Source organism: Streptomyces sp. NPDC048442 (assembly GCF_040651475.1).
In the GTDB taxonomy this organism is placed as follows: Bacteria; Actinomycetota; Actinomycetes; order Streptomycetales; family Streptomycetaceae; genus Streptomyces.
The window spans coordinates 40,685-55,021 of sequence record NZ_JBEZKB010000007.1; the positions used below are offsets into that span (position 1 = coordinate 40,685).

9 protein-coding genes are annotated in these 14,337 nt (G+C 71.2%); 7 read left to right on the plus strand and 2 right to left on the minus strand.

Features of this window, described 5'->3' with window-relative positions; genetic code table 11:
• Window positions 1-61: 61 nt before the first annotated feature.
• Together AB0D18_RS12975 and AB0D18_RS12980 are read left to right on the plus strand one after the other, a co-directional pair.
• The gene (locus AB0D18_RS12975) at window positions 62-238 is read left to right on the plus strand and encodes a hypothetical protein (protein ID WP_362416035.1); all 177 of its coding nucleotides are present in this window, start codon (window positions 62-64) and stop codon (window positions 236-238) included.
• Window positions 239-290: 52 nt separating this feature from the next.
• Entirely contained in the window at window positions 291-3,395 is a 3,105-nt protein-coding gene (locus AB0D18_RS12980) for an AAA family ATPase (RefSeq protein ID WP_362416693.1), read from the plus strand.
• A 58-nt stretch (window positions 3,396-3,453) separates the two neighbouring features.
• On the opposite strand, the gene AB0D18_RS12985 is transcribed toward AB0D18_RS12980, so the two are convergent.
• Both AB0D18_RS12985 and AB0D18_RS12990 read right to left on the minus strand, forming a co-directional pair.
• Window positions 3,454-4,611, minus strand: a complete 1,158-nt coding sequence (locus AB0D18_RS12985; RefSeq protein WP_362416696.1) for a PQQ-dependent sugar dehydrogenase — start codon at window positions 4,609-4,611, stop codon at window positions 3,454-3,456.
• 103 nt (window positions 4,612-4,714) lie between these two features.
• On the minus strand, window positions 4,715-5,737 hold the full coding sequence (locus AB0D18_RS12990; RefSeq protein ID WP_362416037.1) for an aldo/keto reductase: 1,023 nt from the start codon (window positions 5,735-5,737) through the stop codon (window positions 4,715-4,717).
• 78 nt (window positions 5,738-5,815) lie between these two features.
• Here AB0D18_RS12990 and AB0D18_RS12995 point away from each other — a divergent pair, with 78 nt between their 5' ends.
• The 5 genes from AB0D18_RS12995 to ilvC all read left to right on the plus strand — a co-directional run bounded on the left by AB0D18_RS12995 (window position 5,816) and on the right by ilvC (window position 14,165).
• Window positions 5,816-6,793: a 2-hydroxyacid dehydrogenase gene (locus tag AB0D18_RS12995; protein WP_362416039.1), complete on the plus strand. Its 978-nt coding sequence runs from the start codon at window positions 5,816-5,818 to the stop codon at window positions 6,791-6,793.
• A 385-nt stretch (window positions 6,794-7,178) separates the two neighbouring features.
• The gene (locus tag AB0D18_RS13000; RefSeq protein ID WP_362416041.1) at window positions 7,179-10,322 is read left to right on the plus strand and encodes an EAL domain-containing protein; all 3,144 of its coding nucleotides are present in this window, start codon (window positions 7,179-7,181) and stop codon (window positions 10,320-10,322) included.
• Between the two features lie 243 nt (window positions 10,323-10,565).
• On the plus strand, window positions 10,566-12,425 hold the full coding sequence (locus AB0D18_RS13005; protein WP_362416043.1) for an acetolactate synthase large subunit: 1,860 nt from the start codon (window positions 10,566-10,568) through the stop codon (window positions 12,423-12,425).
• Window positions 12,426-12,461: 36 nt separating this feature from the next.
• Entirely contained in the window at window positions 12,462-12,989 is a 528-nt protein-coding gene (gene ilvN / locus AB0D18_RS13010) for an acetolactate synthase small subunit (protein ID WP_362416045.1), read from the plus strand.
• A gap of 174 nt (window positions 12,990-13,163) precedes the next feature.
• Window positions 13,164-14,165 (plus strand): ketol-acid reductoisomerase, encoded by a 1,002-nt coding sequence (gene ilvC / locus AB0D18_RS13015; RefSeq protein ID WP_362416047.1) that lies wholly within the window; start codon window positions 13,164-13,166, stop codon window positions 14,163-14,165.
• Window positions 14,166-14,337: the final 172 nt, after the last annotated feature.

The following is a 14,337-nucleotide window of genomic DNA, read 5'->3' on the forward strand; positions in this document are numbered from 1 at the left end:
CCCTGGGAAGCGAGAGTTGAGGCATCGCAAGACGCCACAACAACCCACTGGGGAGCACAAGATGTTCGAGTACGAGATCCAGCAGAGCCGTCACGCCGAGCTCGTCCAGGAGGCCGCGCAGGCCCGCCTGGCACGCCAGGCCAGCAAGGCCGCCAAGAGCGCCGGCGGCCGGCGCGGGGACAAGAAGCAGGTCGGAGCGGCCCGTTCGCTCCGCGGCCACTTCACCCGCGCCGCCTGACGGGCCGCCCGCTATGCGGACAGCGGGTGACGCCGCCCCGAATGGCTGTGCGATGCTCGGCGACGTGGAGACCAGGTCCGTCAGTCCCGTGTTCGTCGGCCGCAGCAGCGAACTGAGCACCCTCACCGATGCGCTCGCCCGCGCCACCGCGGGCGAGCCGCAGGCGTTGCTGCTCGGCGGCGAGGCCGGGGTCGGCAAGACCAGGCTCGTCGAGGAGTTCCTGGCCGAAGCGGCATCCTCCGCTCAGGCCCCGGCCGAAGCCCCCGTCGTCGCCGTCGGTGGCTGCGTCGAGATCGGTGCCGACGGCCTGCCGTTCGCCCCCTTCTCCGCCGCCCTGCGCACCCTGCACCGTCTCCTCCCCGGCGAGCTGGCCGCCGCGGCCGCCGGCCAGGAGGAGGAACTCGCCCGCCTGCTACCCGAGTTGAGCGAAACCCCTTACGCCCCGTACGGCCTGCCCACGACGCCGGGCCGCAGCGGCAGCGAGGACGCCACCGCCCGCCTCTTCGAGCTCACCGTCCGCCTCCTGGAGCGCATCGCCGCGACGCGCACCGTGATCCTCGTACTCGAAGACCTGCACTGGGCCGACGCCTCCACCCGGCACCTGCTCTCCTACCTCCTGCGCACCCTGCGCAGCGGCCGGCTCGTCGTCCTCGGCACCTACCGCGCCGACGACATCCACCGCCGCCACCCGCTGCGCCCGCTGCTCGCCGAACTCGACCGGCTGCGCACCGTGCAGCGCATCGAGCTGCCCCGCTTCAACCGCGACGAAGTGCACCGCCAACTCGCCGGAATCCTCGGCTCCGAGCCCGCTCCTGTCCTCGCCGACGAGGTGTTCGGCCGCTCCGACGGCAATGCCTTCTTCGTCGAGGAGCTCGCCGTCTCGATGGGCAGCGGCTGCCGGACCTCCCTCACCGACTCCCTCCGCGACCTCCTTCTCGTACGCGTCGAAGCGCTCCCCGACGACGCCCAGAAGGTGGTGCGGATCGTCGCCGAGGGCGGCTCCACCGTCGAGTACCGGCTGCTGCTCGCCGTCGCCAGGCTCACCGAGGACGACCTGATCGAGGCGCTGCGGGCCGCCGTCGGCGCGAACCTGCTGCTGGCCGCACCAGGAGACGACGGCTACCGGTTCCGGCACTCCCTGGTCCGCGAGGCGGTCAGCGACGACCTGCTGCCCGGCGAGCGCTCCCGGCTCAACCGCCGGTACGCCGAGGTCCTGGAGGCCGACCCCACGCTCGTCTGCACCGAGCAGCGGGCCGCCCGCCTCGCCAGCTACTGGTACGCGGCCCACGACGCGGCGAAGGCCCTGCCCGCCGTACTGGGCGCGGCCGTCGAGGCCCGCAAGCGGCACGCGCGCTCCGAGCAGCTGAAGCTCCTGGAGCGGGCGCTGGAGCTCTGGGACGACGCACCCGCGGCGGTACGGGCCACCCTGCGGCCCATCGACTTCGCCGAGGTCTACCCGCCCTGCGGCTGCGACCCGGCCACCACCCCGCTGCGCTACCTCGACGTGATGGCCGAGGCCACCGTCGCGGCCCGCCTCGGCGGCGAACGCGAACGCGGCCTGAAGCTCGCCAAGCGCGCGCTGCGGATCCTCGACGAGGACACCGGGCCCGGCTCGTACTCGCAGTCCGACGCGCTGCGCGCCGCCTGGTTCTGGGTCCAGCGCTCCAAGGCTGTGATGGGCCTTGCCCGCGGCGACGGCTGGGAGGAGCTGGCCACCGCCCAGGAACTGCTGCGCGGCCTGCCGCCGTCCGCCGTGCACGCCGACATCCTGTCGCTGGTCGCGGGCTGGGCCATGCTGAACGAGCCGGGACCCGAGGCCATCGCCACCGCCGAACGGGCCGTCGAGTACGCCCAGATGGTCGGCGCCCAGGACACCGAACTCAACGCCCGGGTCACCCTCGGCGGTCTGATGGTCGACGCAGGGGAGGTCGAGAAGGGCCTCGCCGAGATGTACGAGGTGCGCGAGCGCGCCCTCGCCGAGAACATGATCACCGTGGTGAACCGCTGCCACACCAACCTGCCCTCCCTCCTGGAGTCCGTCGGCCGCTCCCGCGAATCCGTCGAGCTGTGCGAGGAGGGGATCGCCTACGCGCGGGCGCACGGCCTGCAGGACGCCGAGCACTGGGTGCGCGGCAACCAGTCCGAGTCCTTCTTCTCGCTCGGCCGCTGGGACGAGGTCGCCGCGAACTCCCTGCTGACCGAGCGGGCCCTGTCTCCCACCGTCAAACCGCGCGCCGCCGCAGCCCTCTGGCAGTCCTCACTGGCCCTCGCCCGAGGCGAACTCGCCGAGGCGGCCGAGCAGTTGCGGACCGGGGCGCAGCGCTACGGTCCGCACGACCGGATGCCCCAGCACCAACTGCCGATCCAGCGGCTGGCCCTCGCCATCGCCGCCCACGAGGGCCGCGTCCCGGACGCCCGCGCCGAACTGGAACGCGCCGGGTCCGGCGGCTTCCGGCTCGGCATCCACCGCTACGTCTGGCCGCTGCTCCTGGACGCCGCCGTCATGGAGGCCGACGCCCGTGGACTGCCGGCCGCCGACGCAGGCCGCACCGAGGCCCTCGGCCTGATCCGTCACCATACGGAGCACCTGGCGACCGGAGTGCCGCTCTGGAGTGCGTACGAGTGCTGGGTACGGGCGGAACTCCTGCGTGCCGAAGGCCGGGACACCCCGGCCGACTGGGCCGCCGCCGTCACCGCCTTCGAGCCCCTGGAGCGCCCCTACGACCTGGCCCGGGTCCGGCTGCGCCAGGCGGCAGCCCTCCTCGCCACCACCACCCTTTCGGACGCCGCCCACCGCGCCGCCGACCGGGAACGCGCCGCCGAGCTCCTCCGGCTGGCAGGTGCCGTCGCCGACCGGCTCGGTGCCCGCCCGCTGGCCGGCCAGGTGGCCGAACTCGCCCGGCGGACCCGGCTCGCCCCGGCCCCGGCCCCGTCGGAGGGCCAGGAATTCCACCTCACCCCGCGCGAGCACGACGTCCTGCGCCTGGTCGCGGACGGCCGCAGCAACCGGCAGATCGCCGAGACGCTCTTCATCTCGCCCAAGACGGCGAGCGTCCACGTCTCCAACATCCTCGCCAAGCTGGAGGTGACCGGCCGGGGCGAAGCCGCCGCCGTGGCCCACCGCCTGGACCTCTTCCGCGAGGAGGCCGTGGGGTAGCGCCCCCGGACACTGCGGGCCGACACTGCGGGCCGACACTGCGGGCGGACGCTGCGGGCTACGTCACCTTCACCTTCAGGATCCGGTCGTCGCCCGGCTCCGGCGTGCCCCGGGAGTCCGTCTCGCTGGTGACCACCAGCAACTCGTCTCCGCCCAGGGCGAGTACGGTCCGCAGTCTCCCGTACTTCTCCGCGAAGAACGCCTGCGGCGGCGCCACCGGATTCGCCCCGTCCAGCGGGATCCGCCACAGCCGCTCGCCCTTCAGCCCCGCCATCCACACCGACCCCTCGGCGACGGCGATCCCGCTGGGGGAGGCCTCGGAGGTCTTCCACTGGGCGACCGGGTCGACGAACCCGGCCCGGTTCGCCTTCCCCTCCACCTCGGGCCAGCCGTAGTTCTTCCCCGGCTCGACGAGGTTCAGCTCGTCCCAGGTGTCCTGGCCGAACTCCGCCGCCCACAGCCGCCGGTCCTTGTCCCAGGCCAGGCCCTGCACATTGCGGTGGCCCAGCGAGTACACCACCGAGTCCGCCTCCGGATTGCCGTGCACCGGCTCGCCGTCCGGCGTCATCCGCAGGATCTTGCCCGCGAGGGACTTCGGGTCCTGGGCGAGACCCCGCTCTCCGGTCTCGCCCGTGCCCGCGTAGAGCATCTTGTCCGGGCCGAAGGCGATCCGCCCGCCGTTGTGCACGACGCCCTTCGGGATGCCCTTGAACACCGTGTCCGCCGCGCCCAGTTGCTGCCCGGCCGGACGCTTGTCGTCGTACAGCATGCGGGCGATGCGGTTGTCGGACTCGGTCGTGAAGTACGCGTAGACCTGGTGGTCGGTGGCGTACGAGGGGGACAGCGCCAGCCCCATCAGGCCGCCCTCGCCCGCGGGGGCCGCCCCCGCCACCTTCCCCACCGCGGTCGCCTTCCCGGTCTCCGCGTCGACCCGGGTGAGAGTCCCCTCGTCCCGGGAGGAGACCAGCAGGTCGCCGTCCGGCAGCGCGGCCAGCCCCCAGGGGGACTTGAGGCCCTTGGCGAGGGTCCCCGTCACCGTCGCCGACCCCTTCGCGGGCGCGGCCTTCGTACCGGGCGTGCCCGACGGGGCCGCGCTCCCGGCCGGTCTGCCCGACGGGGCCGAACTCCCCTTCTCCGAGGGCAGCTTGCCCGCGGGCCCGCCCTCCGAGCACCCCGCCACGAGCAGGAGCGCCGCAGCGGTCAACACGGCTGTCACAGCAGGACGTCGCACGGTGAGGATCCCTTCGATCGAGTGGCTCGTACCGTTAATACACCGCTCGGGCCCCCGGAGTTCCCGGACCTGGGCCGAAAGAGCGCCGTCAGTCCCAGGAGCCCTGCGCCGCAGGCAGCCCGCCGATCTCCGCCAGGTCGGCCGCGGTCAGCCGCAGGTCCGCAGCCGCCGCGTTCTCCGCCACCCACCGGGCCCGCTTCGCCCCCGGCACCGGGACCACGCTCCGCCCCCGGGACAGCACCCACGCCAGCGCGACCTGCGCCGGAGTGACCTCGGGGCCGTGCCGCCGCGCGACCCGCCGCAGTCCCGCCACCACCGGCTGGTTCGCCGCCATCATCTCCGCCGTGAACCTCGGGTGCCTGGCCCGTACGTCGTCCGGCTCGAAGCCCTCGCCGGGCGTCAGGGTCCCCGTCAGGAACCCGTTGCCCAGCGGCATCGCCGCCAGGAACCCCACGCCCCGCGCCTCGCACCACGGCAGCAGCCCCTCCAGCGCCTCCGGCGACCACACCGAGAGCTCGGCCTGCACCGCGCTCACCGGGAACACCTGCTGCACCCGCTCCAGCTGACGGACCGTTCCTTCGTGCAGCCCGCCGAGCACCGGCCGCCCCACCCCCGTACCGGACCGCCGTGAGGCCCGCGCCCCCACCGCGCACAGCCCCAACGCCCGTACCTTTCCGGCCCGTACGAGATCGGCCATCGCGCCCCACGTCTCCTCGACCGGTATCTCCGGGTCGGCCCGGTGCAGTTGGTACAGGTCGATCACATCGGTCTGCAACCGCCTCAAAGAGGCGTCGCACGCGCGGCGCACATAGCCGGGCCTTCCGTTCGCCACGATGTGCTGATCACCCACCAGGAGCCCGCACTTCGTGGAGACGAAGGCCTCCGACCGCCGCTCCTTCAGCACCCGCCCGAGCAGCAGCTCATTGGTGAACGGCCCGTACATGTCAGCGGTGTCGAGCAGATTCGTCCCCCGGTCGAGCGCCATGTGCAGCGCGCGCACCGACTCCTCGCCGAGCTGCCGGGACCCGGTGTACGCCCAGCTCATCGGCATACAGCCGAGCCCGATCGCGCCCACTTCGAGTGCCGTCGCCCCGATTGTCCTGCGCTCCACCTTGCCCGTACCCCTCCGTCTTGCCGCACCCCCAAACTAGCCGTTGCTGGTCAGACGGTTTCGCATAGCCTCCTGACCATGACTTCGTACGACAGCGACACCCGCCCCGCCGACGTCTGGCTGCCGATGGAACCGGCCGGGATCGACGGCCTCCCGGAGCCCGCCGCGAGCGGCCTGCGCTACCGCGTCTGGGACGGGCTCACCGACTTCCCCGCCGACCCGGCCGACTGCGCCTTCTACGTCGTCCCGTACATGCTGGCGCCCGACACCGTGAGGGGCCCGCTGCCGAGGATGACCTCGCTGCGCGCCGTCCAGACCCTCACCGCCGGCGTCGACAGCATCCAGGACGGCCTGCGCCCCGGCCTCCACACGGGCGTGGAACTGTGCAACGCCCGCGGCGTCCACGAGGCCAGCACCGCCGAGCTCGCCCTCGCCCTGACCCTCGCCTCGCTGCGCGGCATCCCCGGCTTCGTACAGGGGCAGCAGCAGGAGGAATGGCGGTCGGGCTTCTACCCGGCGCTCGCCGACAAGTCCGTCCTGATCGTCGGGTACGGGTCCATCGGCGCGGCCGTCGAGGACCGGCTCGCCCCCTTCGAGTGTGCGCGGGTGGCGCGCGTCGCGCGCTCCGCACGCACCACGGAGCGCGGCGCCGTGCACGCGTTCACCGATCTGCCGACGCTGCTCCCCGCGGCGGACGTGGTGATCCTCTGCACGCCCCTCACCGAGAGCACCGCCAAAATGGTCAACTCCGGCTTTCTGTCCCGGATGCGGGACGGCGCCCTCCTGGTGAACGTCGCGCGCGGCCCCGTCGTCGACACCCCGGCCCTCCTCAAAGAGGTGGAGTCGGGCCGCCTGCGCGCCGCACTCGACGTCACGGACCCCGAACCGCTGCCGGCCGGCCATCCGCTGTGGCACGCACCGGGCGTCCTGATCAGTCCGCACGTGGGCGGCAGCACCTCCGCCTTCCTGCCCCGCGCCAAGCGCCTGCTGGCCCGCCAGCTGACCCGGTACGCCGCCGGAGAGCCCCTCGACAACGTCGTCCACAACGTCGGCTGACGGCCTCCCGCCGGACCGCCGCACGCCCGAAAAATCCCCGGACGAATACGCTCCGGAGCGGACTGAATGCACCCAGTTCCAGTAATTCCCCTGGTAGTTACGGAGCGTAGAGGAAGTATGTCCCTGAGTGACGGTACTGGTGTATCGTCCCGACCTAGGGGCTGCGCCGTGCACCACACCCACGGCGCCGGGGAGCACGACGGACACTGCAAGGGGGGCGACGGGTGATGCACGGCCAGTGGAGAGACGATCCGACGCGGCAAAGTCACCGACGGCCGATAGGCCAAGGGCGTCGACGGCCGGTACGGCAGAGTCACCGACGGAGGCCCGGCCCTGCGGCCGCTGGCCGCCCCGGGCACCTGAAACCCCCGAACAGGGAGGCTCCGTGAGTGCCCCGGGGGCCGTGCTGACCCACCGGCTGCTCGCCGGCAAGGGCAGCGGTGCCGGCCTGATGCCCCAGATCCTGCTCGCCGTTACCTGCGGAGGATACGCCGCCGGTTCGGCGCTCGGCTGGGGGTCGCCCCAACTGGCCCGCATCATGGGCGACTTCGGTCTCGCCGCAGCGGCCTTCGTCGCCGCGGTCTCCTGCTACGTCTACGCGCGGACCAGGGAGAGCCGCTTCCGGCCCGCCTGGCTGCTGTTCTCCGCCTCCTCTCTGATGGCGGCGGGCGGGAACGCGGTCTGGGGCTGGTACGAGGTGGTGCTGAGGCGCCCCGTACCGGCCCCTTCGCTTGCCGACTTCTTCTTCCTCCTCTTCGGACCGCCCGCCATCGTGGGCCTCCTGGTCCTCGCCAAGCGCCCCGTCACCAGGGCCGGCTGGGTCTGTCTGGCCCTCGACTCCTGGCTGATCGCGGGCTCGCTGCTCACGCTCTCGTGGAGCCTCGCCCTCGCGGCGGACTTCAAGGGGGCCAATACGGCGTACGCGGCGCTCAAGCTCGCGTATCCGCTCCTCGACATCGCACTCGTCAGCATGGTCCTGGCACTGCACTTCCGCCGCTCGTCGGTCAACCGGGCCGCGATCAACACCGCGATCGCGGCACTCGCGATGACCGTGCTGTGCGACGCCCTGTTCACCTCACCGCTGCTGCGCGACAACTACCGCTCCGGGCAGATCCTCGACGCGGGCTGGTTCGCCGGTTCACTGCTCCTGGCGTACGCCCCGTGGGGAGTGGGCCGCGCCACCCACCTGCGCGACATGGCCTGGCGGAACATACAGAACGGCGGGAGCGCACAGAACGGCCGCCCTGCGCAGAACGGCAAGAGCGCACAGAGTCCCCAGAGCTCACGGAGTCCCCAGAGCCCTCAGGGTGCACAGAGTCCCCAGGGCCCACAGCGCGGACAGAGCCCACAGAACAGCAAGAGCGGCACCCCGGGCGGTCAGAGCGCGCACCGCCCGTCCCGTGGTGCCCCGCACCCGCCCCGCGGGCAGCGCGTCCCGCAGGGCCCCGGCGTCCGGACCCCGCAGGGCCGGGCGGCGGCCGGCCGGGTGCACAGCCGGCCCATCGCCGGTTCGCTGGCCGCCCTCACCCCGTACCTCGCGGCGGCCGTCTGCGTGCTCGGCATCCTCTACAACGTCATGGACGGCCACAAGCTCGACCGGGTGGTCCTCTTCACGGGCTGCACGGTGGTGCTGGCCCTGGTGGTCCGCCAGGGCATCATGCTCGTCGACAACATCTCCCTCACCCAGGAACTGGCCCAGAAGGAGAACCACTTCCGCTCCCTGGTGCAGGGCTCCAGCGACGTCATCATGATCGCCGCCCCCACCGGCATACTGCGGTACGTCAGCCCGGCCGCCTCCGGTGTCTACGGCCGCGACGCGGAGGAGCTGGTCGGCTCCGAACTGGCCTCGATCATCCACCCCGCCGACCTCGGCTCCGTCGTCCACGAGGTCCGCCGCTTCCTCGCCGCCTCCCCCTTCGAAGAGCCCACCACCCGCATCGAGTGCCGCTTCAAGTCCGGCACGGGCGACTGGCTCAACGTCGAATCGACCGTCAACCGGCACCAGGGCGGCCTGATCTTCAACAGCCGCGACGTCACCGAACGGGTCCGCCTGCAGGCCCAGTTGCAGCACAACGCCGAGCACGACCCGCTCACCGACCTGCCCAACCGTGCCCTGTTCACCAAACGGGTCAGGCTCGCCCTCGCGGGCCGCCGTGCCACCGACATCGGCACGGCCGTCCTCTTCATCGACCTCGACGGCTTCAAGGCGGTGAACGACCGGCTGGGCCATCAAGCCGGCGACGAGCTGCTGATCCAGGCGGCCCGCCGCCTCCAGGACTCGGTTCGGGCCGGCGACACCGCCGCCCGGCTCGGCGGCGACGAGTTTGCCGCACTGATCCTCGGCGACGGCACCCGCGACCACGCCGCCCGCGAGTACCAGGTCCACGAGATCGCCGACCGGCTCCGCCTCACCCTCTCCCAGCCGTACAAGGTGGACGGCAACGATGTCCGGGTCGCCGCCTCCATCGGCGTCGCCTTCGCCGAGCCCGGCATCACCCCCACCGACCTCATGCGCAACGCGGACCTCGCCATGTACCGCGCCAAGGCGGCGGGCAAGGACCGCGTCGAGCTGTACGCCCCACAGATGCAGGCCGAGGTCGTCCGGCGCACGGAGCTCGCCACCCGGCTGCGCACCGCCCTGCACGACGGCGAGTTCGCCCTGCTGCACCAGCCCGTCGTCAACCTCGCCACCGGCCGGGTCGCCGCCGTCGCCGCCCAGGCCCGCTGGCGCTCCGCGCAGGGCATCCTCTTCACCCCGGCCGAGTTCCTGCGCGTCGCCGACGACAGCGACCGCACCGCCGAACTGGGCCGCTGGCTGCTGGAAGAAGCCGTCGAGCAGGCCGCCGAGCGCAACCGGGCCGGCCACCCCGTCCCCGTCACCGTCCGTCTCACCGCCCGCCGCCTGCTCGACCGGTCCCTGCCGCTCGGTTCCATCGAGGCCCTCCTCACCCGGCACGGGCTGGCGTCCGGGGCGCTGGTCGTCGAGATCACCGACAGCGACTCCCGGGCCTCCTTCGACGAGCTCGAACACCGGCTGTCCGTACTGCGCCGGCTCGGCGTGCGGATCGCACTCGACGGATTCGGCAGCGGGTACGCGGCCATCAACGCACTGCGCCGCCTCCCCATCGACGTACTGAAACTCGACCGGGGTCTGGTCGAGGGCGTCGTCGAGTCGGCCCGGCTCCACAAGATCACCAGCGGGCTGCTGCGGATCGCCACCGACCTCGGCATGCAGTCCGTCGCGGACGGCGTCGACGTTCCCGAGCAGGTGCAGGTCCTGCGCGCGATGGGCTGTACGCACGGCCAGGGAATGGCGTTCTCCGGCCCGCTCGACGAGTACCGGCTGCGCCGCGCCCTGGTGCGCGGGGACTTCCCGGTGCCGGGCGGCGAGGGCAGCGCACTGCCCGTCCTGGCCGGGGGTCCGGCCGCAGGTCCGCTTCCCGTACGGCACGTCGGAGCGCCCTGCGCGGACGCGTTCACACATCCGCCATTGTGCTCAAATGCTGAGACGTCCGTCCCACCTACTTGACACATCTGGTGCGCCGGAGGGAGGGTCAATGCCATGCGCACCCGAATTCTCGTACTTGGAAAGCGCGTCGGCTGAAGCAGGTTCACCGCTGAACCTGCTTGTCTCCCCCCGACGCGCTCCCCTCGCTTGCCTGACGGCACGGGGGGTTTTTTGTTGCACCAACACCTTGCAGAACCACGCAAAACCCTCAGCTTCCATCCTCAGCTCACACCCCCAGCTCACACCCTCAGCTTCGAGAAGAGAATGCCGATGACCGAGCAGGCCACCGGGGCCCACCATCCGCAGCCGCGGCCCCGAAACACCGGACCCCGCACCAGTCCGATCGAGTACGTGACGGGCGCGAAGTCGCTCATCCGGTCGCTCGAAGAGGTCGGGGCCGACACGGTATTCGGCATTCCGGGCGGAGCGATCCTGCCGGCGTACGACCCGATGATGGACTCCACCCGGGTCCGTCACGTCCTGGTCCGGCACGAGCAGGGCGCGGGTCACGCGGCCACCGGTTACGCCCAGGCCACCGGCAAGGTCGGCGTCTGCATGGCGACCAGCGGCCCCGGCGCCACCAACCTGGTCACCCCGATCGCCGACGCGCACATGGACTCCGTGCCGATGGTCGCGATCACCGGCCAGGTCGCCTCCAAGGCGATCGGCACGGACGCCTTCCAGGAAGCGGACATCTGCGGCATCACGATGCCGATCACCAAGCACAACTTCCTGGTCACCGACCCGGCCGACATCCCGCGCACCATCGCCGAGGCCTTCCACATCGCCTCGACCGGCCGCCCGGGTCCCGTGCTCGTCGACATCGCCAAGGACGCCCTCCAGGCCCAGACCACCTTCTCCTGGCCGCCCACCAACGACCTGCCCGGCTACCGGCCCGTCACCAAGCCGCACGCCAAGCAGATCCGCGAGGCCGCCAAGCTGATCTCCGCCGCCAAGCGGCCCGTGCTGTACGTCGGCGGCGGCGTCCTCAAGGCGCAGGCCACCGCCGAGCTGAAGGTCCTCGCAGAGCTCACCGGAGCGCCCGTCACCACCACACTGATGGCGCTCGGCGCATTCCCCGACAGCCACCCGCTGCACGTCGGAATGCCGGGCATGCACGGTGCGGTCACCGCCGTCACCGCGCTCCAGAAGGCCGACCTGATCGTCGCCCTCGGCGCCCGCTTCGACGACCGCGTCACCGGCAAGCTGGACAGCTTCGCCCCGTACGCCAAGATCGTCCACGCCGACATCGACCCGGCCGAGATCGGCAAGAACCGTGCCGCGGACGTGCCGATCGTCGGCGACGCCCGCGAGGTCATCGCCGACCTGGTGCAGGCCGTCCAGGCCGAGCACACCGAGGGCAACACCGGTGACTACACCGCCTGGTGGAACGACCTCAGCCGCTGGCGGGACACCTACCCGCTGGGCTACGACCTCCCGGAGAACGGCCAGCTGTCCCCGCAGCAGGTCATCCAGCGGATCGGTGAACTCGCCCCCCAGGACACGATCTTCGCGGCGGGCGTGGGCCAGCACCAGATGTGGGCCTCGCACTTCATCCAGTACGAGAAGCCCGCGACCTGGCTCAACTCCGGTGGCGCGGGGACGATGGGCTACGCGGTCCCGGCCGCCATGGGCGCGAAGGCCGGCATGCCGGAGCGCACCGTCTGGGCGATCGACGGCGACGGCTGTTTCCAGATGACCAATCAGGAACTCACCACCTGCGCCCTGAACAACATCCCGATCAAGGTCGCCATCATCAACAACGGCGTCCTCGGCATGGTCCGCCAGTGGCAGACGCTGTTCTACAACCAGCGGTACTCCAACACCGTGCTGCACAGCAGCGAGGCCCCGGAGGACATGCAGCCGAACGCGGGCACCCGCATCCCCGACTTCGTCAAGCTGTCGGAGGCGATGGGCTGTTACGCGATCCGCTGCGAGCGTCCCGAGGACCTCGACAAGTGCATCGAAGAGGCCAACTCCATCAACGACCGCCCGGTCGTCGTCGACTTCATCGTCCACGAGGACGCCATGGTGTGGCCGATGGTCGCCGCCGGCACCTCCAACGACGAGGTCATGGCCGCCCGGGGCGTCCGCCCCGACTTCGGCGACAACGAAGACGACTGAGTGAGCGACAAGAACAGAGAGAGCAGAGAGAGAATCATGTCCAAGCACACGCTCTCCGTCCTGGTGGAGAACAAGCCCGGCGTCCTCGCCCGCATCACCGCCCTCTTCTCCCGGCGCGGCTTCAACATCGACTCGCTCGCCGTCGGGACCACCGAACACCCCGAGATCTCGCGCATCACCATCGTGGTGAACGTGATCGAGGCCCTGCCGCTGGAGCAGGTGACGAAGCAGCTCAACAAGCTCGTCAACGTACTGAAGATCGTCGAACTCGAGCCCGCCGCTGCGATCCAGCGGGAGCTCGTCCTGGTGAAGGTCCGCGCCGACAACGAGACGCGCTCCCAGGTCACCGAGATCGTCCAGCTGTTCCGCGCCAAGACCGTGGACGTGTCGCCCGACGCCGTGACCATCGAGGCCACGGGCGGCGCGGACAAGCTCGAAGCGATGCTGAAGATGCTGGAGCAGTTCGGCATCAAGGAGCTGGTGCAGTCGGGGACGATTGCCATAGGGCGTGGGGCGCGGTCGATCACGGACCGGTCGCTGCGCGCGCTGGACCGTTCCGCCTAGGAGCTGCGAGGCCGGTTGCTCACCTGCGGATGCGTTGTGGCTGGTCGCGCCGTTCCCCGCGCCCCTGTCGGGGCGCCCCTTCCGAGGCTCGTTCATATGGCGAGACCCGAAAACTTACTTTCCGACGCCCGCCGTACGGTGGGTCGCACAACCCGCACACATAGGAGAAACCCAGTGGCCGAGCTGTTCTACGACGCCGACGCAGACCTGTCCATCATCCAGGGCCGCAAGGTCGCGGTTCTCGGTTACGGCAGCCAGGGCCACGCCCACGCGCTGTCGCTCCGCGACTCGGGCGTCGACGTGCGCGTCGGCCTGCACGAGGGCTCCAAGTCCAAGGCCAAGGCCGAGGAGCAGGGCCTGCGCGTCGTCACCCCGGCCGAGGCTTCGGCCGAGGCCGACGTCATCATGATCCTCGTCCCGGACCCGATCCAGGCGCAGGTCTACGAGGAGTCCGTCAAGGACAACCTCAAGGACGGCGACGCCCTCTTCTTCGGCCACGGCCTGAACATCCGCTTCGGCTTCATCAAGGCCCCCGCGGGCGTCGACGTCTGCATGGTCGCCCCGAAGGGCCCGGGTCACCTGGTCCGCCGCCAGTACGAGGAGGGCCGCGGCGTTCCGTGTATCGCGGCCGTCGAGCAGGACGCCACGGGCAAGGGCTTCGAGCTGGCCCTGTCGTACGCGAAGGCCATCGGCGGCACCCGCGCCGGCGTCATCAAGACGACCTTCACCGAGGAGACCGAGACCGACCTGTTCGGTGAGCAGGCCGTTCTCTGCGGTGGTACGGCCGCCCTGGTCAAGGCCGGTTTCGAGACCCTGACCGAGGCCGGTTACCAGCCGGAGATCGCCTACTTCGAGTGCCTCCACGAGCTGAAGCTCATCGTCGACCTGATGTACGAGGGCGGCCTGGAGAAGATGCGCTGGTCGGTCTCCGAGACCGCCGAGTGGGGCGACTACATCACCGGTCCCCGCATCATCACCGCCGACACCAAGGCCGAGATGAAGAAGATCCTGGGCGAGATCCAGGACGGCACCTTCGCCAAGCAGTGGATGGACGAGTACCACGGCGGCCTCAAGAAGTACTCCGAGTACAAGAAGGCCGACGAGAACCACCTGCTGGAGACCACGGGCAAGGAGCTCCGCAAGCTCATGAGCTGGGTGAACGACGAAGAGGCGTAAGCCTCAGGGGGAGGAGGGGTCGCAGCTTCGGGCTGCGGCCCCTCCTCGCCACCCGGCCCGGACTGGACACCACGTCCACCCACGGACGAGTGATCCTTACGAACGGGCGGAGAATGCACTCGCCCGCAGCACTACACTTCTGAACCACATCCACGCGTCAGGCCCACAGCGT